General features: G+C 62.9%; 20 protein-coding genes. 11 read left to right on the forward strand and 9 right to left on the reverse strand.

Annotation, left to right across the window (positions count from 1 at the left end; genetic code table 11):
• Window positions 1-8 precede the first annotated feature (8 nt).
• The 4 genes from PJ259_RS12955 to PJ259_RS12970 are packed head-to-tail and all read right to left on the reverse strand — an operon-like array spanning window position 9 to window position 2,573.
• Window positions 9-632 carry a PilX N-terminal domain-containing pilus assembly protein gene (locus tag PJ259_RS12955; RefSeq protein ID WP_271653113.1) on the reverse strand — a complete coding sequence of 208 codons (624 nt, stop codon included), beginning with the start codon at window positions 630-632 and terminating at the stop codon, window positions 9-11.
• Window positions 629-1,540, reverse strand: coding sequence for a PilW family protein (locus PJ259_RS12960; RefSeq protein WP_271653114.1), 912 nt, complete (start codon window positions 1,538-1,540; stop codon window positions 629-631). The genes PJ259_RS12955 and PJ259_RS12960 overlap by 4 nt, the downstream gene beginning before the upstream one ends.
• A gap of 11 nt (window positions 1,541-1,551) precedes the next feature.
• The gene (pilV, locus tag PJ259_RS12965; RefSeq protein ID WP_333909672.1) at window positions 1,552-2,085 is read right to left on the reverse strand and encodes a type IV pilus modification protein PilV; all 534 of its coding nucleotides are present in this window, start codon (window positions 2,083-2,085) and stop codon (window positions 1,552-1,554) included.
• A complete protein-coding gene (locus PJ259_RS12970; protein ID WP_271653116.1) occupies window positions 2,076-2,573 on the reverse strand; it encodes a GspH/FimT family pseudopilin in 498 nt (165 codons plus the stop codon). The genes pilV and PJ259_RS12970 overlap by 10 nt, the downstream gene beginning before the upstream one ends.
• A 936-nt stretch (window positions 2,574-3,509) precedes the next feature.
• Here PJ259_RS12970 and PJ259_RS12975 point away from each other — a divergent pair.
• Entirely contained in the window at window positions 3,510-4,193 is a 684-nt protein-coding gene (locus PJ259_RS12975; RefSeq protein ID WP_059316280.1) for a class I SAM-dependent methyltransferase, read from the forward strand.
• Window positions 4,194-4,196: 3 nt separating this feature from the next.
• Here PJ259_RS12975 and PJ259_RS12980 read toward each other — a convergent pair whose 3' ends face one another.
• On the reverse strand, window positions 4,197-5,186 hold the full coding sequence (locus PJ259_RS12980) for a DUF6515 family protein (RefSeq protein WP_271653117.1): 990 nt from the start codon (window positions 5,184-5,186) through the stop codon (window positions 4,197-4,199).
• Window positions 5,187-5,262: 76 nt separating this feature from the next.
• Window positions 5,263-6,339: an aldo/keto reductase gene (locus tag PJ259_RS12985; protein ID WP_271653118.1), complete on the reverse strand. Its 1,077-nt coding sequence runs from the start codon at window positions 6,337-6,339 to the stop codon at window positions 5,263-5,265.
• Between the two features lie 126 nt (window positions 6,340-6,465).
• On the opposite strand from PJ259_RS12985, the gene proP reads away from it, so the two are divergent.
• Together proP and PJ259_RS12995 are read left to right on the forward strand one after the other, a co-directional pair.
• Window positions 6,466-7,917 carry a glycine betaine/L-proline transporter ProP gene (proP, locus tag PJ259_RS12990; RefSeq protein WP_059316283.1) on the forward strand — a complete coding sequence of 484 codons (1,452 nt, stop codon included), beginning with the start codon at window positions 6,466-6,468 and terminating at the stop codon, window positions 7,915-7,917.
• 473 nt (window positions 7,918-8,390) lie between these two features.
• Window positions 8,391-8,870: an Lrp/AsnC family transcriptional regulator gene (locus PJ259_RS12995; RefSeq protein WP_017642712.1), complete on the forward strand. Its 480-nt coding sequence runs from the start codon at window positions 8,391-8,393 to the stop codon at window positions 8,868-8,870.
• Here the strand turns inward: PJ259_RS12995 and PJ259_RS13000 are convergent.
• Together PJ259_RS13000 and PJ259_RS13005 are read right to left on the reverse strand one after the other, a co-directional pair.
• Complete coding sequence (locus PJ259_RS13000; RefSeq protein ID WP_271653119.1) at window positions 8,844-9,695, reverse strand: Brp/Blh family beta-carotene 15,15'-dioxygenase; 852 nt, start codon at window positions 9,693-9,695, stop codon at window positions 8,844-8,846. The genes PJ259_RS12995 and PJ259_RS13000 overlap by 27 nt on opposite strands.
• A 2-nt stretch (window positions 9,696-9,697) precedes the next feature.
• Window positions 9,698-10,390 (reverse strand): bacteriorhodopsin, encoded by a 693-nt coding sequence (locus tag PJ259_RS13005; protein WP_059316285.1) that lies wholly within the window; start codon window positions 10,388-10,390, stop codon window positions 9,698-9,700.
• Window positions 10,391-10,614: 224 nt separating this feature from the next.
• Between PJ259_RS13005 and PJ259_RS13010 the strand changes: the two genes are divergently transcribed.
• From PJ259_RS13010 to PJ259_RS13025, 4 genes are all read left to right on the forward strand, one after another.
• Window positions 10,615-11,007, forward strand: a complete 393-nt coding sequence (locus PJ259_RS13010; RefSeq protein ID WP_271653120.1) for a globin domain-containing protein — start codon at window positions 10,615-10,617, stop codon at window positions 11,005-11,007.
• A gap of 713 nt (window positions 11,008-11,720) precedes the next feature.
• A complete protein-coding gene (locus PJ259_RS13015; RefSeq protein WP_271653121.1) occupies window positions 11,721-13,586 on the forward strand; it encodes an NERD domain-containing protein/DEAD/DEAH box helicase in 1,866 nt (621 codons plus the stop codon).
• Window positions 13,587-14,483 (forward strand): hypothetical protein, encoded by an 897-nt coding sequence (locus tag PJ259_RS13020; protein ID WP_271653122.1) that lies wholly within the window; start codon window positions 13,587-13,589, stop codon window positions 14,481-14,483.
• A gap of 5 nt (window positions 14,484-14,488) precedes the next feature.
• Window positions 14,489-14,956: a hypothetical protein gene (locus PJ259_RS13025; RefSeq protein ID WP_271653123.1), complete on the forward strand. Its 468-nt coding sequence runs from the start codon at window positions 14,489-14,491 to the stop codon at window positions 14,954-14,956.
• 24 nt (window positions 14,957-14,980) lie between these two features.
• On the opposite strand, the gene PJ259_RS13030 is transcribed toward PJ259_RS13025, so the two are convergent.
• Window positions 14,981-15,883 (reverse strand): LysR substrate-binding domain-containing protein, encoded by a 903-nt coding sequence (locus PJ259_RS13030; protein WP_271653124.1) that lies wholly within the window; start codon window positions 15,881-15,883, stop codon window positions 14,981-14,983.
• Window positions 15,884-15,990: 107 nt separating this feature from the next.
• Here PJ259_RS13030 and PJ259_RS13035 point away from each other — a divergent pair, with 107 nt between their 5' ends.
• The 4 genes from PJ259_RS13035 (at window position 15,991) to PJ259_RS13050 (ending at window position 19,365) form a co-directional block, all read left to right on the forward strand.
• Window positions 15,991-17,268 (forward strand): MFS transporter, encoded by a 1,278-nt coding sequence (locus PJ259_RS13035; RefSeq protein ID WP_442964854.1) that lies wholly within the window; start codon window positions 15,991-15,993, stop codon window positions 17,266-17,268.
• Between the two features lie 351 nt (window positions 17,269-17,619).
• On the forward strand, window positions 17,620-18,345 hold the full coding sequence (locus PJ259_RS13040; RefSeq protein ID WP_271653125.1) for a beta-ketoacyl synthase chain length factor: 726 nt from the start codon (window positions 17,620-17,622) through the stop codon (window positions 18,343-18,345).
• Window positions 18,345-19,112, forward strand: coding sequence for a lysophospholipid acyltransferase family protein (locus PJ259_RS13045; RefSeq protein WP_271653126.1), 768 nt, complete (start codon window positions 18,345-18,347; stop codon window positions 19,110-19,112). Before PJ259_RS13040 ends, PJ259_RS13045 begins: the two co-directional genes overlap by 1 nt.
• Window positions 19,105-19,365, forward strand: coding sequence for a phosphopantetheine-binding protein (locus tag PJ259_RS13050; RefSeq protein WP_017642722.1), 261 nt, complete (start codon window positions 19,105-19,107; stop codon window positions 19,363-19,365). The genes PJ259_RS13045 and PJ259_RS13050 overlap by 8 nt, the downstream gene beginning before the upstream one ends.
• The last annotated feature ends 10 nt before the right edge of the window (window positions 19,366-19,375 follow it).

Consider the following 19,375-nt stretch of genomic DNA (forward strand, 5'->3'; position numbering starts at 1 on the left):
CCTGCCGATTAGAAGGATTTCGCCATGACGGATCTCAGGGTGATCCGTTGGCCGACTTGGTTGGTCGCACAGCCTGCGCCGGCACAGCTGTCCACCTCGTAGTAGCGGGTACCGCATCCGGTCAGCGCACAATTGTTCTCGCTACCGGTATCGAGCGGCCCCAGATCGACTACGTACCAGCGGGCATTGGGCGTCTCAGGCGTGGTGCCGGAACTCAGGATGCTGTAGCCATTCAATGTGGCGCTGGGATCGCCGTTACGGAACAGCGGCGTCATGTATCCCAGGGGTACGCTGCGATCACCGATCTTCTCGCTGCCCAGAGCAACACCACTGGCGTTCAGATAGGCGTTATTGCGCAATTGATAGGGAAAACAGAAGGTCACGGTACAGGTGCTCGTCAGGTCTGGCGCGGCCACGGCCTTACCGATCACGCCTTCACCGGCCCTCAGCGCGGTCTCGGCAGCACTCTGCAGATTGTGCTGCTGCTTGATGTTGCCCATGACACGTGACTCCAGGGTGACACCCCGCAGGCTGGTCAACGCCAGAAGGGTCAGCAGCAGGAGCAGGACCAGCGCGATCAGCAACGAGGCACCGCGCTGACGTTGTTCCGAATGACGTCGAGCGGCCCTCATGGCATCAGGTTCCTCAGGGTGATGGTGTCCTGGGCGATCTGGTAGAGGTAGGCATTACCGGTGAAGGTGGTGGAATAGAGCTTGTTCCACTGGCCCAGAACGGGTGGTGTATCGCTGGTATCCCTCAATCCCTGGGCCACCGACTGCAGCAGCGCCGAGTAGCGCACGGTACGGATCAGGTTGGCCGCACTGACGGAAGGCGTGGGGGTAAAGGAGGAAACGCTCCTGTCGACACCGACGCCGTAGTCGAAGCGCAGGTCGCGAATACCGCTGATCAGCTGAGCGGTATCGGTATCGCCTTTGATCCGCGTGCAGCCCCCATTGCCGCAGGCCAGCAGATTGCTGGCACAGACCAGGGCGCGAGGACGTTCGTCAGCCGCGCCAGTGGTGAAGTTGGCGTCCGCAGCCAGGGAAAAGCGCGTGACGATCACCGCATTCTGACTGGCGTTCGAGTATTTGTAGGGCGCATCGGCGTTGGTGGCCAGGGTGGCTGACTGGGCACTGAGCACCTGACCGCGGCAATCCGTTTCCCCGGCATCGCGCGCCTGATAGCGGATACAGATACTGCTCGCGTCGCCGATCACCGATGCGCCCGCGGCGAAGTTGCAACCCAGGGCATTGCCCGTTTTCGAGCTACCGTCGTCAGCCGGAAAGTCCTGGGTGACCGCGATGTCCGGCCGCCGCCGATAGCCCGCCTTGGCCAGCTCTTGGTTCAGCAGTGCCAGCGTGAAGCGGCCATTTTCCTGATTGAGTTCCTGGCTCTGCTGGAACAGATAGGTTTTCTTGTTGTTGATGTAGAGCTGGGTGATCCCCAGGATCAGGAAGCTACTGATCGCCAGGGCAACCATCAACTCGACGATGGACAGTCCCCGTTGCCGGGCCGTTACGTTCATGAGGCGGTTGAGCATCGAACGGGCCTTCAGAGTCGGGTTCGCAAACGGTAGGTGCAGATGGAACTGGTCGCGTCCTCGGCCGGGACAACGCCATCCAGGCAGCTGTCGAACGGCGCGGTCCAGGCCACCTGGATTTCGAGGTAGTTGCCACCGCTACAGGACGCCGCCGCCCCGCCGGGACCAGGGGTAGCGTTCTGGCAGACATAGAAGGAGCTGCTCAGCAGGTCTGCCGCACCGGGCAGCAGCGAACTGGCCTGAGCTGCCCAGCAAGCGAGCCGGTCTGCCGCAGCGGCGGGGGTCGGGAGACAGCTCGCCGGTGTCTTGGCGAAGGCTTTGCCAGGCGCCTTGAGATAACTGTCGACCGCCGCAGGATTGGCACGCACGAGCTCCAGGAGATCGTTGGTCAGCATCATCGCGGTGTTGCGCTGGATGGAGTCTTGAGTGAAAGGCACCGCCTTGCTTTGCAACGCAGCGATGCCGAGCAGGCCGACGCAGATCAGCACGACGCTGACCAACACCTCGATCATGCTGAAGCCCGACTGGAGCCTCCTCATGTGCATTCTCCCGACTGTGGCTTGTCGGTGGATGGCTGGGTGATACGTCCGGTCACGCTGACGCCAACGAAGCGGCATTGCCCTACCTTGTCGACGGAGCAAAGGGTGAAGCACTGACCAGTCGTGGCGCCGCTGGTACCAATGGCGCTAAAGCTTGCCTGAGCGGCGGCCGAACTCACGGTTACACCGCTTTGCAAACCGCCGGCGTCGATACGCCTGAGCGTCTGCCCTGCCGCGGTAATCTTGAAGCCGGCATTCCAGGTGGTTTCACTGTCGGCCGTCAGCGTCACGGTCACGCCACGGGTAATGGCCTCCGCACGCGCGTATTGCAGGATTCCTACCAGCTCATCGGCAGCGGCCTGGACCCTGTTGGTGCGAATCAAGCTGGCGAAGTTGGGTGCGGCTATGGCCAGGAAGATGCCCATCAGGGCAACGACCACCAACATCTCGATCAGGGTGAAACCCTGGACTGGGCGTAAGGACCTACTTTTCATGACGGGGTACCCAAGCGAAAAGCGCAAGCTGGGAAACTCCTTCCGCAGCGAGACAACACTCAGTCGTCATCCCAAAGCATTCAGACAGTAACGTATCGACCCGGAGTCGCAGACCGGGACGTGTTCCGCCCCTATCTGTGTCTACCATGCTGAATCCAACGCCATCGTAAGTCAGTAGGCGTGTGATATTCGGCCTCGAAACCATGATGATCGGTGCGGCTGCCAGGTCTTGTATCGGCCAGAACAACGAAGCTCGTCCCGCCATGGCGAAGCCGATCGAACCTGGAATTCATCGGCCGAAATGCCCTGATTCCATGAGTCGCGTCGGAATGCCTGTCGCTGGACCCCTGCGTCCGGATGAATGGGTGGAGGGCAAGCACGATGAGGGCCAGGCGCGCGAGTTCAGAGCGGTTTGTGTCCTAAACATGGTCGAACCCTACTCGTAACAGCGGCCAGGCGCTCGGACCACCGTCGCCTTGCTCGCCCCTCCTCTTTGGACTTCTGGATTTCTCTGCCACACGGCCCCTTCCTAGCCGCTCGGCTGGCAAAACGTACAGGTACCCCTTGCGCGCCGCTCAACCCGATTGATTGAACGAACAAACAATTAAGTAGCGTTTAAATTAAAAGAACGAACAATTAAAAAACAATTAAAAGCATCAACTTCTCATCAATGAGAAACCAAGGGCGACTTAACTAGCAAAACAAACGGCAATTGTTTAAAACAACCAGAACCCTGTATCTACGAGATCTGGAATTTTCACCGCGTCTCGCCTGCAGACCCCGGATACCAGGGCATCAGGCCGCGCTGCAATCTATGCAACGAAATAGCGAAGCGCCTGATGTCCATCAATCGACCGCACTTTCCGCTTTCGCACACCGCCCAGAGTTAGCTCCGTAACGCCTCTGCTTTCATCTACCGACAATGACAAGGCCGCTATGCACGACTCGAAGAAAATCGATTATTCGCTAAATACCGCCGACACCTCTGCGCCGCACTCCGCGCTGGACAATGCCGCCATCATTTCCGCCTATCGGCGCTGGGCCAATGTCTATGATCGGGTGTTCGGTGGCGTCTCGGCGCCCGGCCGCAAGCGTGCGGTGGCGGCGGTCAATGCCCTGGCGGGTACCCGGGTGCTGGAGGTCGGGGTAGGAACCGGTCTCGCCCTGCCCCACTATGGCGCCGACAAGCGCGTCACCGGGATCGACCTCTCGCCGGACATGCTGGCCAAGGCCCGGGAGCGGGTCGCGCGTGATGAGATCACCACGGTGGAGGCGCTGCTCGAAGCCAACGCCGAGGAAACCGGCCTGCCCACCGGCTCCTTCGATATCGCCGTGGCCATGTTCGTGGCCTCCGTGGTACCCAATCCGCGCAAACTGATGCAGGAAATGCGGCGGGTAGTGAAGCCTGGCGGTCACCTCCTGCTGGTCAACCACTTCCAGGCCGAGCGTGGCATGCGCCTGCTGGCGGAGAAGGCCCTGGCACCGGCCTCACGCAAGCTCGGCTGGCACCCTGACTTCGCCATGGACTCCATTCTCTCCCGCGAAGACCTGCGCCGCGCCAGTCGCAGCAGCGTACCGCCCTTCGGACTCTTCACCCTGGTGCAACTGAGCAACGACTGATCGCTACTCCACCCGATAGCCCCGCCCTGCCAGGCAGGCGGCCAGGGCCTGGCGGAAACGCTGGGTCAGGTAGGGGTCGCTTACCGCGCCCGGCCGCTCGGGATCGAAACCGGAATCCCCGGCGGCGTAGCGGCGGCAGTCGTATCGGTCCGTGGCGTAGCGTCCGGGTGGCTGGCCCTGCAAGGGATAGGCGGTGACGTCGTAGGCGTCGTAGCCGACGCCCGTGGACGCAGGCGCGGCAGAGGTAACGGGCACTGCCGCGACATTGGGATCGGCGACGGTGACGAAACCGCCACCCGGATCGGTGCGGTAGTAGCTGCCGGCGGCGAAGTAGTAGGTGGTGCCGCCCATCCACAGCGTTTCGGCAAAGGCCGGCAACGCGCTGACCCTTACGCCGGTCGGCGGCAGGGTGACCACATAGCGCGGGCCCTGGGGTCGATACCAGTAGCCGTCGGCATAGTAGTACTGGCTGTCGCGGTACCAGATGCGGGTGAAGCCGGCCGGTACGCCGGGCACCTCGAAACCGGGTCGCCATTGGGGATTGGCGCCCCAACCGGGACGTGGGCCGGACCAATGCGGGTCCCGATCCGGTCGAGGCGGTGGCGGCGGATAATTCCGACCGGGCTGGTCAGGGGCCGGCATCATGTAGCCCGGACGCGGCAGCGGCACGGGGCGATCCTGCCAGGCCGGCTGATAGTTTGGCCGCGGCGGTGGGGGATCATTGCGCTCCCAGCGCTCCAGGGCTGGACCATTGCCGCGTCCAGGCGCATCGCCGCGACCGAGCGGACTACCATTCCAACCACCCTGCCCATTCCCCTGCCAGCGTCCCCCGTTGCCGGGTGGTGGCGCGGGCATGGGCGGCGGCGCGGCACCCGGCGGTGGCGTCACATAGCCACCGCCCAGGCGATAGTTGTTATCGGCCCAGGCAGGCGCAGCGTGCCAGCAGGAAACGCCAGAGAGGACAAGCGCGAACAGGACGGCAGGCGACTTCATCGCACGGCTCCGCAAGGGGATGGCCCAGAGTACCCCAAGGCCTGGCCCTCCCCCAGCCTGACCGTCACCCGCTCAGCTATTTGTCGCGGCGCTGTTCCAGGGTCTTGCGCTGCTCGGCCAGGAAGGGTTGCTCGGCCGGATCCAGCCGATCCATCCCGGCGACGATACGGTGCCAATAGGGATACAGCGGCTCACGCCGGGTCGCCGCCTCGATCCGTGCGGACTCTTCCGCTGTCAGCGCCAGCGTCATGGCTGCCAGGTTGTCGTGCAGCTGGGCTTCGCTACGGGCACCGACGATCAGGCTGGTGATGCCTGGCCGATCCTTGAGCCAGGCCAGGCAGACCTGGGCCACCGACACGCCATGGGCATCGCCCACCACGGCCAGGGTCTCGATGATGTCCAGGGCGCGTTCGGGATCGTGGACATAGGGCTCGGGCCAGTCGCTGCCCTGGCGCGTACCCTTCGGCGCTGGCTTGCCGCGCCGGGTCGAGCCGGTCAGCAGGCCTTCGCCCATGGGGCCCCAGACCAGGGTGCCGACTTCTTGGTCGAGCGCCAGCGGCAGCAGTTCGTATTCCGCCTCGCGGGATTCCGGCGTGTAGTAGATCTGCTGGCTGACCGGCTTGGTGAAGCCGTGCAACTCGGCCTTGCCAAGGGTCTTCATCATTTGCCAGCCGGTGTAGTTGCTGGTGCCGAAGTAACGCACCTTGCCGCTTTGTACCAGATGGGTCATGGCCTCCAGCGTCTCTTCGATGGGCGTGACGCCGTCCCAGTTGTGCAGCTGGTAGAGATCCAGGTGATCGGTGCCCAGGCGGCGCAGGCTGTTTTCGCAGGCGCGGATCAGGTGATAGCGCGAGGCGCCGCTGTCGTTGGGGTCGTCGCTCATGGCGCTGCGCCCCTTGGACGCCAACAGGATGCTGTCGCGCTTGTCACCCAGCGCCTGGCCGACGATTTCCTCGGCCAGGCCGTAGGAATACAGGTCGGCGGTATCCACCAGGTTCACCCCGGCGTCGAAGGCGATGTCGAACAGCCGTCGCAGGGTGCGCAGGTCGATGCCACCGCACTTCTCGAAGCCATCACGACCACCCACCTGCAGGGTGCCGAGGGCGAGTTGGGAAACCAGCAGGCCGGAATGGCCAAGCGGACGATACTGCATGGTGCCTCCACGAGTTTTTACCGATAAAGGGTCGACTCCAGGCGTGTTTGGCAAGTTTCAACCGCACAGGAATCGCACTTACAGCGGTCCGCTTGGGTCTATGGCCCCACGCAAGGAGGAAAACACATGTCGAAACACCATCATCACGTTGGCTGGTTCAAGCGTCGCCATGAGGTAAAGCCGGACGACCTCACTATCGTCGACAATTCCCTGGTCAAGCGCGCCGTCGGCGCCGCCGCCCTTGGCAATGCCATGGAGTGGTTCGATTTCGGCGTCTATGGCTACCTGGCCGTGACCCTGGGCAAGGTCTTCTTTCCCGACGGCAATGCCGCGGCCCAGCTGATCGCCACCTTCGCCACCTTTACCGTGGCCTTTCTCGTCCGCCCGCTCGGCGGCGTGGTGTTCGGCCCCCTGGGCGACAAGTACGGTCGCCAGAAGGTACTCGCCCTGACCATGATCATGATGGCCCTGGGCACCTTCAGCATCGGCCTGATCCCCAGCTACGAGAGCATCGGCATCTGGGCGCCTGCCCTGCTGCTGCTGGCGCGGGTGGTGCAGGGCTTCTCCACCGGCGGTGAATACGGGGGTGCGGCGACCTTCATCGCCGAATATGCCACCGACAAGACCCGCGGGCGCATGGGCAGCTGGCTGGAGTTCGGCACCCTCGCCGGCTACATCGCCGGTGCCGGGACGGTCACCGCGCTCACCGCGGCCCTGACCCAGGAACAGTTGCTCGACTGGGGCTGGCGAGTGCCTTTCTTCATCGCCGGTCCGCTCGGCCTGCTCGGCCTCTACATGCGCCTGAAGCTGGAAGAAACGCCAGCGTTCAAGGCCCACGCCGAGGCCAACGAAGGCAAGGCGGCGGATAGCCCGGCGCACAGCCTGCGCGAGCTGTTCACCCTGCATCGCGTCGCCCTGCTCAAGTGCGTCGGCCTGGTACTGGTGTTCAACGTCACCGACTACATGCTGCTGACCTACATGCCCAGCTACCTGGCCGTGACCATGGGCTACGCCGAGACCAAGGGTCTGCTGCTGATCCTCATCGTCATGGTGGTGATGATGCCGCTCAACATCCTGGGGGGTTTCTTCAGTGACCATCTGGGGCGCAAGCCAATGATCATCGGCGCCTGCCTGGCGATCCTGGTCCTGGCGATTCCCTGCCTCAAGCTGATCGGCAGCGGCAACGACTGGCTGATCTTCCTTGGCCTGATGCTGCTAGGCGCCTCGCTGGCCTGCTTTACCAGCACCATGCCGTCCACCCTGCCAGCGCTGTTCTACACCCCGATCCGCTACAGCGCCCTGTCCATCGCCTTCAACATCTCGGTATCGCTGTTTGGCGGGACCACCCCGCTGGTCACCGCCTGGCTGGTGGAAAAGACCGGCGACCCCCTGGTGCCGGCCTACTACATGATGGCCGCTGCCGTGATCGGCATCCTGACCATGGTCACGGTGCGCGAAACCGCCGGCCAACCCCTGCGCGGTTCGCCGCCCTCGGTGGCCAGCGAAGAGGAAGCCAAGGAATTCCTCGCCAGCGACGCGCCCCTCACCGTGGACAAGCAGCCCCCCGGGCAGGCTTGAGTTTCACGAAAGGATCGCGGCCATGGCTGCCCCTACATAAATCGTAGGAGCGGCCCATGGCCGCGATCAAAAGAGCACGCCCGAGAGGCGGCCCCATCGGCGGACCGCCATAGCCGTACTTAGCAGCATCCCCCACCCACCACCAAATCCCACCCAAAAGAAAAGGGGAGACCTTGCGGCCTCCCCTTGAATTCGTTGTCCTCTCGCACCGCTCGTGACGGTGGCTGCGATCGACCAGGAATGGTGACCTGGGCGGGCCCGGGCGCGGCGGACGGGATACCGTCGTTGGCGATGCGAAAGGCCCTCCTGGGGCACTTCCGTTGGACAGCTCTACCGGGCTATCGAAGTTGAGTTCAGCTTACGCCCCTGCCGCCGGCAGAGGTTTGCGTTGTGCGCACTCTTTCCTGCCTCTTGCGCAATTCATGGCTATAAACCTAGGATTGGACGCAACGTGATAGCGCAAGGCATGGAAAATGGACAAACTCGATCGCTTCGATCTGAAAATCTTGGCAGAACTGCAGCGCGATGCGCGTCTCTCCAACCAGGAACTGGCCGAACGCATCGGACTATCGCCCTCGCCCTGCTCAAGACGGGTCAAGCAACTGGAAGACAGCGGCTACATCACCCGCCAGGTCGCCCTGCTGGATCGCAAGAAACTTGGCCTGTCGCTGACCGCCTTCGTCCTCATCGGCATGGATAGACACACCCCGGAGCGCTTCGAGAACTTCCAGGCGATCATCGCCCAGTGCCCCGAGGTGCTGGAGTGCTGCCTGGTCACCGGCATGGATGCGGATTACCAGCTCAAGGTGGTGGTGCCGGACATGGAGCACTATCAGCAGCTGCTGTTGGGCACCCTGACGCGCATCGAAGGCGTTTCCAGCGTGCGGTCGAGCTTCGTGCTCAACCAGATCCTGGCCAGTACCGAACTACCGCTCAACCACCTGCGGTCCTGAGCGCGGCGCGGCTTCGACGCCGGCGTCGAGAAAACGCGGCAGCACCAGCATGTGTGGCACGGCGAAGGCGGCCAGCACGGCGAACAGGGCGCGGATACCGGTACGCTCCTGCAGCAGGAACACCAGGCCACCGGCCAGGGTAAACAGCGCAGCGCCCAGCAGGATCGGCCACGTCAGGCGCAGATAGGCCTTGAAGGTGGGTGCCCCCAGCAAACGTTGGCGCACCCCGGTCTGGGGCGCGGCGTGCAGCAGATAGAAGCCCAGGGCGAACCCCACCAGGGGCGGCGCCAGCACCACGGCCAGCAGCGTCACCGCCAACCTGGGGCAACGCTGCTGCCAGGCGGCCAGCAACAGCACCGGCAGTGCCAGCAGCCCACCCAGTAGAAGCACGCGGGCTAGCCAATCTGCGAGGGCCAGAGAAGCAGCCGGCCCCATGGCCAGGGCCAGCAACCGGGCGACGGCGGCTTCGTGCACCACCGCCGGACCGCCAATGATGAACAGCCCCAAAGCCAGCGAGGTCAGCCGCTTGGGAAACAGCTCGTCTTCATGGGCGAAATGCCAGGCCGAGAGCAGCAGGAACAGCAGCAGCGCCGCCGTGCCTGCCAGTTGCCAGCAGAGCAGGCAGGCCAGGGCCGTCGCCAGATAGCAGCCGAGAAAGGCGAGGCGCCGCCCGGGTGCGACCAGGCGCAGATCACTGGCGCCATGCAGCAGGCCCAGACCCAAACCTACCACCAGGGCGTAGGCCAGTTGCCCGGCCCCGCCCGCCAGGCTGGCGAGCCCGGCGGTCAGTACCAGCGCCAGCCAGCCTCGCCCGGTCTCCTGCATCCTTAGACGCCGGTCCGCGCCAGGGCCGCACGCAGATTGCGCTCGGAGGTGAAGGCATAGACCACCTTGGCCAGCACGTCGAGCACCAGGATGATCCAGATGGTCGCCGCATCGCTCACCATCCACACACCCTCCGGGCCAATGGCGAAGACCACCGGATAGATCAGCCAGAGCACGGTCAGAAAGCCGGTGTTCTTGCGATAGGCCGCGCCGATCGCGGCATGTTGCCCGGCCAGGGTCGCCAGCGGTTTCCACAGCAGATAGAGCACCCCGACAAAGGCCGCGCAGGACCAGGCGAAGAACACCCACTTGATGGTGCCGTAGGGCGCCAGGGAGGCCACCAGGCCCGTCACGATCATCACCACGTCGAGGGTGACGATGGAGGCCACGAAGCCGCCTTGTCCCTCTTGCTCACGCGCGCCGAGAAAGGCCGAGCTCACCACCCCGGCCAGCAGCAGTGGCGTGGTGAAGGTCCAGTCCAGGTAGCGGGCGACATAGGTCACGCTGCCATCCGGCTTGATCAGATTGCCAACCCCCAGGTACATGGCCAGATAGGCCGTAGCGGCGATGAAGGGCACGGCGGCGTGGATCAGGGTGTGGCCGCGTAGCGGACCACGGTGCGCGCCCTTGGCATAGATCGCCAGGGAGGCGAGCGACATGATGACGAAGCCGATTAGCAGGGGTGTCTGACTCATTGGAGGTCTCCAGAGGGATGAGGGACGCGCATCGGCAGGGCCAGCCGCTCTGGAGTAGGGGTTCCTGGTCTACCGCTGCGCTTAAGGTAGAGAAGTCGCCGCGTGACTTGGTTCAAAATGTTTCAGTGTTCGCGACCAATCGCTGCAGGCCCTTGATCCGGGTCAAGTGGTCCTGGCAGTGGCCGAGGCAAGCTGCGTCGTTTCGTGTCCGCCCAGGAATTCGCATGCTGCCGGCCCAGAACGTGATGCTGAGCTACGGACGCTGCTGCGCCAGCCCCGCCTTCTTCGATGATTTCTATCAGCGCTTCCTGGCCAGCTCGCCTCGGGTAAGGGAGAAGTTCGTCCATACCGACATGGCCGCGCAGAAGCTGCTGTTGCGCCACGGCATCATGAACCTGGTTCTGGTGGCCCGCGGCATGCCCACCACCAAACTGCGCCAGCTCGGCGAAAGCCATTGCCGGGCACGGCTGGACATAGGCCCCGAACTCTACGACCTCTGGGTCGACTGCCTGCTCGCCACCCTGGCCCAGCACGATGCCGACTTCACTCCCGCCCTGCGCCAGGAATGGCAGGGCGTGCTGGAGGCAGGGATCGCGGTGATGCGCAGCTACTACTGAACGGGCCTGGGCCCTGTTGGGCTTCGCTGCGCTCAACCCAACCTACGACACCCGCAGGTTGGATTGAGACAGCTCCACCGTCGAAGCCCACCGCCCCAAAGCAACGCATCCCACCCAAACGCCCCCTCTCCCCCAGGGAGAGGGCCGGGGCGTGGGCAGCCCATCACCGTAGGTTGGGCTGAGACAGCTCCACCGTCGAAGCCCAACACCCCAAGGCAACGCACCTGCCCCAAACGCCCCCTCTCCCTTGCGGAGAGGGCCGGGGTGAGGGCAGCCCATCACCGTAGGTTGGCCTGAGACAGCCTCACCGTCGAAGCCCAACGCCCCAAGGCACCGCTCCTCACCCAAACGCCCCCTCTCTCCCTGGGAGAGGACCAGGGTGAGGGCAAACCATTACCGTAGGTTGGGCTGAGATAGCTCCACCGTCGAAGCCCAACACCCCCAAAGCAACGCACCTGCCCCAAACGCCCCCTCTCCCCTGGGAGAGGGCCGGGGTGAGGGCAAACCAAACCTCGACGTACCGCTATACCTCCAAGACAGCCCAATACCGGCCACCTGCCAGCCACCATCGGTCGGCCAACTCGGCCAATCGCCCGGCAACACCCGTCTCGCGCTTTACCCGCCGCACCTGCCTGACTAACGTATGACGAAAGGACTTTTGTGCGACAGATCACGGTTTATCCGCCCTGCCCCACACCACGGATGGATGACCGATGGCCCGCTTCTTCCCCGCTCGCAGCCAGTGCCAGTTCGATACCCCCGGTGAACGTCGCTTCGCCGAACGCCTGGAAAAACTGCTCGAAGACGACTACCTCTGCTGGAGCAACGTCCCGGTCGGCCCCAAGGCGCGCTACCCGGATTTCGTCGTACTTCATCCGCGTCGCGGCATCCTGGTGCTGGAGGTTAAGGACTGGAAGCTCGCCACCCTGGAATCCGTCACCCCGGGCAAGGTGCGCTTGCACACCCAGGACGGCCTCAAGACCGTCGCCAATCCCCTGCTGCAAGCCCGCTCCTACATCCTCGAAGTCGACCTGCTGCTGAAAAAGGACCCGCTGCTACGCCAGAGCGCCGGCTCGCCCCATCCGGGCCAGCTGATCATGCCCTGGGGCTGGGGCGTGGTGCTCACCGGCATCACCCGCCGCCAGTTCGAGCAGACCGACCTGGCCGACGTCCTCGATCCCCAGCGCGTGCTCTTCCAGGACGAAATGACCGAGTCCGCCGACCCCGAAGCCTTCCAGCAACGCCTCTGGGACATGTTCCCCCACGTCTTTCCCTGCGCCCTCAGCCTGCCGCAGATCGACCGGGTGCGTTATCACCTCTACCCCGAGGTGCGGGTCAACAGCCAGCCCGGCCAATTCGGCCTGTTCGACGCCGCCGAGGCGCCGCTGCCCAGCCTGATCAAGGTCATGGACCTGCAGCAGGAACAACTGGCGCGCTCCCTGGGCGATGGCCACCGCGTCATCCACGGCGCCGCCGGCAGTGGCAAGACCATGATCCTCGGCTATCGCTGCGCCCACCTGGCCAAGGTCTCGGTCAAACCCATCCTCGTGCTCTGCTACAACAAGTCCCTGGCCGGTCGCCTGCGCCAGGTGATCGAACAGAAAGGCCTGGGCGAACGGGTGGTGGTGCAGAACTTCCATGCCTGGTGCGCCGAGATGCTCACCGCCTACCAGGTGGACAAGCCGGACCAGCGCCTGCCGGTAGCGGCCAAGATGGAACAGTACGTACTGCGCACCATCGAGGGCGTCGAGCGCGGCCAGATCCCCCGCGGCCAGTACAGTGCCGTGCTGATCGACGAAGGCCACGACTTCGCCCCCGAGTGGTTCCAGCTCGTGGTGCAGATGGTCGACCCCAGCACCCAGTCCCTGCTGGTGCTCTATGACGACGCCCAGGCCATCTACCGCGGCAAGGGTGGCAAGAAGGCGCTGGACTTCAGCTTCGCCAGCGTCGGCATCCAGGCCCAAGGCCGCACCACCATCCTCAAGCTCAACTACCGCAACACGGTGGAGATCCTCTCCGTCGCCCGCGCCTTCGCCACCGAACTCCTGACCCGCCGCGACGCCAGCGAAGACGGCGTGCCTCTGATCGCCCCGGAAAGCGCCGGCCGCCGCGGCCCCTTCCCTGAACTCATCCAGTGCGGCAGCGACCGCGAGGAGTGGGACCTGCTCATCGCCCGCATCCGCGACGAACAGGCAAACGGCCGCCTGCTCAGCGACATGGCCATCCTCTACCGCAGCACCAGCCAGGCCTACCAGGCCGAATACGAACTCAAGAAGGTCGCCATCCCCTACCGCTCCGGCGCCAGCAACAAGGGCCGCGCCCAACTCTACGACGCCGAAGACAGCGTGAAGATCGTCAGCATGCATTCCAGCAAGGGATTGGAGTTTGGGCTGGTATTGATTTCAGGACTAGGCGAAATGCCCAAGCAGGGTGAGCCGGAGGCGGATGAGGCGCGGTTGCTGTATGTGGCGATGACGCGGGCGATTGATCGGTTGGTGATGACGTATCAAAAGCCGTCGACTTTCTCTAAAAAATTAGTGGAAACCGTTCTTCAAAATCAGCTCCAGCCAAGGAATTAAATGATGGCAAAAAAAGGGACTTTCTATGTTGGCCGAGTCCTAAAACTTGGACTCTTAAATCAAGAAATGCTAATAAATGCAATACTCAACCCTAAACCGATAAAAATAAGAGAAACCGCTTGGACCATCATCGACCCCCAAGAGCACAACTTAGGACCCAATAAATTCTATACTGGAAAATTAACAAAATACGCCCCAAAAGGTGAAGTTACGATTATTGATGAAGAAAAGCGTAGAGAAGCCCTACAGGCGGAACCAAACCTTGGACTGGCATCAAGCCACTTTATATACATCCCAGAGCATTCAGGCATAGCCTTTCTAAACATCTACAACCATATAGACCAAAAGACATTCACAAATTTATTCTCTAAAATAATAGAAGAAACGTATGAAGGCTTTTTTGTTAGATGCGAAATTGAGCTTATCTCAGATCTTAAATCCTTTGCAGCAAAATTAAGTGGCCTTGAAAAAATCTATCAAATTAAAGCTAAAATATCTCCACCAAATCCTTTGTTTGGCCCTTTGTGGGCACCGCTTAAAGACTACCTAATATCGAGAAACACCGACAGAATGTCTATCAGCGAGGAGGCTCCAGAAAAGCAATCTATCCTTACAGACATTCAAAACATTGTTCAGCAAGCTGCAGAGCAAAAAGAAGAAGAGCTATATTTCACGGATAAACCAATCCCTATCGGTGATGCAGCTATCCTTATGGCTGCAGACGGATACGGGAATGGTGAAGTGAAGGGCAGCCAAGGGGACGAACTGATAGTCATAAAAACAAGCGAAACTGCAAAAAACTTTATTTTTGAGAAAAACCCAGACGCTTTAGACTTATATTATAAACTTCTACCTATTCTTGAAGAAATACAAAAGAATCGCCATATGCGTCATTGACCAAAATGAAAAGAATCCTAGACATAACCAGGCTTTCAATTGTTTCCCCAGAAACGCTAATCATCGCCGCACTAGCTCTTATTTTTTACTGGGCGCCAGATATACTTGAAGCTGTAGGGGAGAAAATCAAATCTGATAGCACTATGTCCCAGTGGCTCCCAACATTACCCATGCTATTCACAGGCATCTCATTTCAGTACTCCTCCAAACTAAGAGCACCACTCGACTCCGGAAACAAGAAACTTTATGACTGGTTTGAGTACCATAGAATTACAGACCGCCTGATAGCATCACACATACTAACAATCACAAGCAGCATCATCGCAATTAGCCTCTGGATCTTTTCTAAAGAAATAAACTCAGCCCTAATGGGCTTTGCATTTACGAGTGCAACACTGGTATCCGGTTCAGTTGCACTTAATGTCTTCCTAGCCTGTCAAAAAATAAGAGAGATCTTAGAAAAATATGAATGAAAATCAGGACGCTCACACTGCCAATTAAGAAAAACTCAAACTTAGGCTATTAACCAACAACCCTACAAACGCCTCCGCCTGCGGAGACACCTCCTCCCTACGCCTGAGCAACCACACCGCCGAAGTCGCCTCGGGATCGTCCAGCTCCCGATACACCAGCCCCTCCATCTGGGTGCGCTGGTAGGTGGCGGGCAGTACGGTGACGCCGAGGCCGGCGGCGACCAGGCCGAGGATGATGAGGACTTCGCTAGCCTCCTGGACGATGCGCGGGGCGAAGCCAGCGCGGGCGGTGAGGGTCAGTAGCTGATCGTAGAGGCCGGTGCCGAAGCTGCGCGGGAAATAGACGAAGGGCTCTTCGGCGAGCGCGGCCAGGGGCAGCGGGCCGCTGCCCTGCTGGGCCAGGGGATGATCGTGTCTCAGGGCGACCACCAGAGGTTCGCGGAAGAGTTCGACCGCCACGAGGGAATCCGGCAATTCGATGGGGCGGATCAGGCCGATCTGCAGGTTGCCGGCGAGCATAGCGTCGATCTGTTCGCGGCTGCTCATCTCCTGCAGTTGCAGGCGCACCTCGGGATAGGTACGACGGTAGGCGAACAAGGTCTTGGGGATGGTGGCGACGAAGGGTGAAGAGGCGCTGAAGCCCACCTGCAGTTGCCCGGTTTCGCCCCGGCCGGCGCGGCGGACGCGCTCGGCGGCGCGTTCGCTGGCCAGGAGGATCTGCCGGGCTTCATCGAGAAACAGCCGGCCGGCCTCGGTCAGGGCAACGCGGCGGTTATTGCGCTCCAGCAGGCGGGTGTCCAGCTCGGCTTCCAGGGCCTGGATCTGCTGGCTGAGCGGCGGCTGGGAGAGGTTGAGGCGCTGGGCCGCACGACCAAAGTGCAGTTCTTCAGCCACCGCTACGAAGTACCTCAGGTGTCGCAATTCCATGCCATCTCCATTGAGTCGCAAAACCTATCAATCGAGACGGACAATATATTGGATATATGACAGCGACCAGCCTAGGGTGATGAGGTCAGACTTGCCTTGAGGTACCCGTGAACACGTCCCGGTCGTCCGCCACGCCCCCTGCCCCTGCGCTGGAAACCCGCCCTGCCGCCAATGAGCCGCAGCACGCACCGGACGCCTTCATCGAAAAGGGTACGCCGCAATTCCTGCGCACCGCCCTGGCCCTGTTCTGCGGCGGCTTCGCCACCTTCGCCCTGCTCTATTGTGTGCAGCCGCTGATGCCGATCTTTTCCCAGGCCTTTGGCCTCACTGCTGCCGCCAGCAGTCTGTCGCTGTCCCTGGCCACCGGCCTCATGGCCTGCGGCCTGCTGGTGACCGGGCCGATTTCCGATGCCATCGGCCGCAAGTCGGTGATGGTCTATGCGCTGTTCGCGGCAGGGGCCTTTACCCTGCTCAGCGCCCTGATGCCGACCTGGGACGGCATCCTGGTGACCCGTGCCCTGGTGGGGCTGTCGCTGGCCGGAGTGGCGGCGGTGGCCATGACCTACCTGGCCGAGGAGGTGCATCCCGAACACCTGGGCTATGCCATGGGCCTCTATATCAGCGGCAACGCCCTGGGCGGGATGTCGGGGCGAGTGATCAGCGGGGTCCTGGTGGACTTCGTCTCCTGGCGCATCGCCCTCGGCGCCCTGGGGGTGCTGGCGCTGGTGGCGGCGGTGCTGTTCAAGCGCAGTCTGCCAGCCTCGAAGCGCTTCCAGCCGCGGCCCCTGCGGCCACGCAGCCTGCTCGCCGGCTATGCCCTGCACTTTCGCGATGCCGGCCTGCCCTGGCTGTTCCTGGAGGCCTTCCTGCTGATGGGCGCCTTCGTCACCCTGTTCAACTACATCGCCTATCGTCTCTTGGCCGAGCCCTACCACCTGAGCCAGGCCTGGATCGGGGTGCTGTCGCTGGTCTATCTGGCGGGGATCTACAGCTCGGCCAAGTTCGGCAGCCTGGCCGATCGCTTCGGTCGGCGGCGGGTGTTCGCCGCCGCCATCGTGCTCAAGCTCTGTGGTCTGCTGCTGACCCTGTTCACCCCGCTGTGGCTGGTGCTGCCGGGTATGCTGCTGTTCACCTTCGGCTTCTTTGGCGCCCATTCGGTGGCCAGCAGCTGGGTGGGCCGCCGCGCCCGCCAGGCGCGTGGCCAGGCGTCGTCGCTCTATCTGTTCAGCTACTACGCCGGGTCCAGCGTGGCCGGCACCCTGGGTGGCTTCTGCTGGCACCTGGCTGGCTGGACCGGCGTCGGCCTGTTCATCGGCGCCCTGTTGCTCGCGGCCCTGGCCGTGGCCGTCCGCCTTTCGAAGTTGCAACCGCTACCAGCGGCATGACGACCGCTCCGTCGTGAAGGGGACGACCTTGGCGCGGCCCCTGGAGCCCTGATCGCGATAACCGTCAGCGACGAATTCGCCTTTACGTTCATCCACCCCCGCCAAATCCCGGCTTTCACTGCCGCTCGTCGCACGGAGCGGCGTTTCACGCCCTTGCAAGGGGCTCCAGCTTCCCTACCGCGCTAGCCTGTTCCCGGCTCAATGCGGGCGACTGCTACCCCTTCGCAAAGTTCATGCAAATGTTTGCCTAGGGTAATAGCCGCTTGGATAATGCGCGCCGAACGCTGCAATACCCTGCTCATCAGGGATAGATGAAACGGCAAGCACGTAGGCTCCGGGGTAGATTCAGCCGTGAACATACATTTCCAGATTAGCGATTGGCGCGCCTGGGCGCCTGGTCTTGTCGACCAGGATGCCTGGCGGCAGTGGTGCGCCGCGCCCTGGTGTCCGGCGGACGACGGCAGCCAACCCGATGCCAGTTTTCTGCCGGCCATGCAGCGCCGCCGCCTGAGTCGCCTGGCACGCATGACCTTCCAGGTGGCCTGGCCGTTGGCCGACGCCCATGGCGAGCCGCTGCCGCTGATCTTCGCCTCACGCCACGGCGAGACCCCGCGCACCCTGGCGATCCTCCAGGAGCTGGCCCGCGGCGAGCCGCTCTCCCCGACCCAGTTCAGCCTTTCGGTGCACAACGCTATCATCGGCCAGTGGTCGATCCTGCGCGGCGATCACAGCGAGATGAATGCCCTGGCCACCGGCCGCGATGGCCTCGAACACGCCGTGCTGGAAGCCTCCACCCTGCTCGCCGAAGGCGCCAGCGGGGTGCTGGTGGTGATCGCCGAAGAGGCGCCGCCCACCCTCTATGCGCCCCAGATCGATGACGTTCCCTTTCCCTATGCCGTGGGCCTGCTGCTCACTCCTGGCAGCAGCCATGGCCTGAGCGGCGAGCCGGCCCCGGCGGACGCCGCGACCAGCGCCTGGCCGCATGCCCTGGAATTGCTGCGCCTGCTGGAAGCCCGCGGTGATCGGCACCTGGCCTATGCCGGGCGCGCCTGGCACTGGCAGGCGGAGACCTACTGATGACTGGCCGGCTGGACTACGGCTACCGGCTGCTGGCCACGGGGCTCAACTTCGTGGTGTTCGGCTGCGGCGCCCTGGTCTTCCGCTTGCTGATCCTGCCGATCCTGCTGGTGCTGCCAGGCGATCCACTGCAGCGGCGTCAGCGTGCGCGGCGGGCCAATGCCCGGCTGTTCCGTTTCTTCGTCGCCTTCATGGTACTGACCCGGGTGATGAACCTGCGCATCCAGGGCCGCGAGCGCCTGGGCCGCCCGGGCCAGCTGATCATTGCCAACCACCCCTCGCTGATCGACGTGGTGGTGCTCATCGGCCTGGTGCCCGACGCCAATTGCGTGGTCAAGCAGGGGCTCTGGCAGAACCCCTACCTCAAGCGGCAGATCCAGGCAGCCGGCTACATCAGCAACAACGGCAGCGCCGAAATGCTCGACGAAGCCGCCGACGCCCTGCGCGAGGGCCAGACGCTGATCATCTTTCCCGAGGGCACCCGCACCACCCCCGGCGAGCCCCCACGTTTCCATCGCGGCGCTGCGGCCATCGCCCTGCGCGGCGCACACTGCATCACCCCGGTCACTATCCGCGTGGTGCCCAGCACCCTGACCAAGGCCACGCCCTGGTATCGCATCCCCTCCCGGCGCTTCGACTTCCAGCTGGACGTCGGCGCCGACATCGATCCCTCCACCTTCGCCGGGCGGCCGCTGCCGCTGGCGTCGCGTGAGCTCAACGACCAGCTGCACCAGCTCTACCTGAAGGAAACCGGCAACCATGACTGATCTCAACCTTGAGCTCAAAAGCCTGATCATCGAGGCGCTCGGCCTCGAGGACGTCACCGTCGACGATATCGGCGACGACCAGATCCTGTTCGGCGACGGCCTGGGCCTGGATTCGGTGGACGCCCTGGAGCTGGGCCTGGCGATCCAGAAGCGCTACGGCATCCGCATCGACGCCGAAGCCAAGGACACCCGCACCCATTTCGCCAACGTCAACGCCCTCGCGGCCTTCGTGGCCGCCCAGCGCGCCGCCTGAGGAGATCGCC

Origin of the sequence: Pseudomonas sp. JBR1, from assembly GCF_028198185.1 — a bacterium.
Taxonomy (GTDB): domain Bacteria; phylum Pseudomonadota; class Gammaproteobacteria; order Pseudomonadales; family Pseudomonadaceae; genus Chryseomonas; species Chryseomonas oryzihabitans_E.

What these genes read in the sequence shown, in the direction of transcription:
- PJ259_RS12975 (WP_059316280.1), top strand. Translation starts at nt 3,510, where the DNA reads ATGCACGACTCGAAGAAAATCGATTATTCGCTAAATACCGCCGACACC.
- PJ259_RS13025 (WP_271653123.1), top strand. Translation starts at nt 14,489, where the DNA reads ATGAAAAGAATCCTAGACATAACCAGGCTTTCAATTGTTTCCCCAGAA.
- PJ259_RS13020 (WP_271653122.1), top strand. Translation starts at nt 13,587, where the DNA reads ATGATGGCAAAAAAAGGGACTTTCTATGTTGGCCGAGTCCTAAAACTT.
- PJ259_RS13010 (WP_271653120.1), top strand. Translation starts at nt 10,615, where the DNA reads ATGCTGCCGGCCCAGAACGTGATGCTGAGCTACGGACGCTGCTGCGCC.
- PJ259_RS13045 (WP_271653126.1), top strand. Translation starts at nt 18,345, where the DNA reads ATGACTGGCCGGCTGGACTACGGCTACCGGCTGCTGGCCACGGGGCTC.
- PJ259_RS12960 (WP_271653114.1), bottom strand. Translation starts at nt 1,540, where the DNA reads ATGCTCAACCGCCTCATGAACGTAACGGCCCGGCAACGGGGACTGTCC.
- PJ259_RS12970 (WP_271653116.1), bottom strand. Translation starts at nt 2,573, where the DNA reads ATGAAAAGTAGGTCCTTACGCCCAGTCCAGGGTTTCACCCTGATCGAG.
- PJ259_RS12980 (WP_271653117.1), bottom strand. Translation starts at nt 5,186, where the DNA reads ATGAAGTCGCCTGCCGTCCTGTTCGCGCTTGTCCTCTCTGGCGTTTCC.
- PJ259_RS12985 (WP_271653118.1), bottom strand. Translation starts at nt 6,339, where the DNA reads ATGCAGTATCGTCCGCTTGGCCATTCCGGCCTGCTGGTTTCCCAACTC.
- proP (WP_059316283.1), top strand. Translation starts at nt 6,466, where the DNA reads ATGTCGAAACACCATCATCACGTTGGCTGGTTCAAGCGTCGCCATGAG.
- PJ259_RS13005 (WP_059316285.1), bottom strand. Translation starts at nt 10,390, where the DNA reads ATGAGTCAGACACCCCTGCTAATCGGCTTCGTCATCATGTCGCTCGCC.
- pilV (WP_333909672.1), bottom strand. Translation starts at nt 2,085, where the DNA reads ATGCACATGAGGAGGCTCCAGTCGGGCTTCAGCATGATCGAGGTGTTG.
- PJ259_RS13050 (WP_017642722.1), top strand. Translation starts at nt 19,105, where the DNA reads ATGACTGATCTCAACCTTGAGCTCAAAAGCCTGATCATCGAGGCGCTC.
- PJ259_RS12955 (WP_271653113.1), bottom strand. Translation starts at nt 632, where the DNA reads ATGAGGGCCGCTCGACGTCATTCGGAACAACGTCAGCGCGGTGCCTCG.
- PJ259_RS13015 (WP_271653121.1), top strand. Translation starts at nt 11,721, where the DNA reads ATGGCCCGCTTCTTCCCCGCTCGCAGCCAGTGCCAGTTCGATACCCCC.
- PJ259_RS13030 (WP_271653124.1), bottom strand. Translation starts at nt 15,883, where the DNA reads ATGGAATTGCGACACCTGAGGTACTTCGTAGCGGTGGCTGAAGAACTG.
- PJ259_RS12995 (WP_017642712.1), top strand. Translation starts at nt 8,391, where the DNA reads ATGGACAAACTCGATCGCTTCGATCTGAAAATCTTGGCAGAACTGCAG.
- PJ259_RS13000 (WP_271653119.1), bottom strand. Translation starts at nt 9,695, where the DNA reads ATGCAGGAGACCGGGCGAGGCTGGCTGGCGCTGGTACTGACCGCCGGG.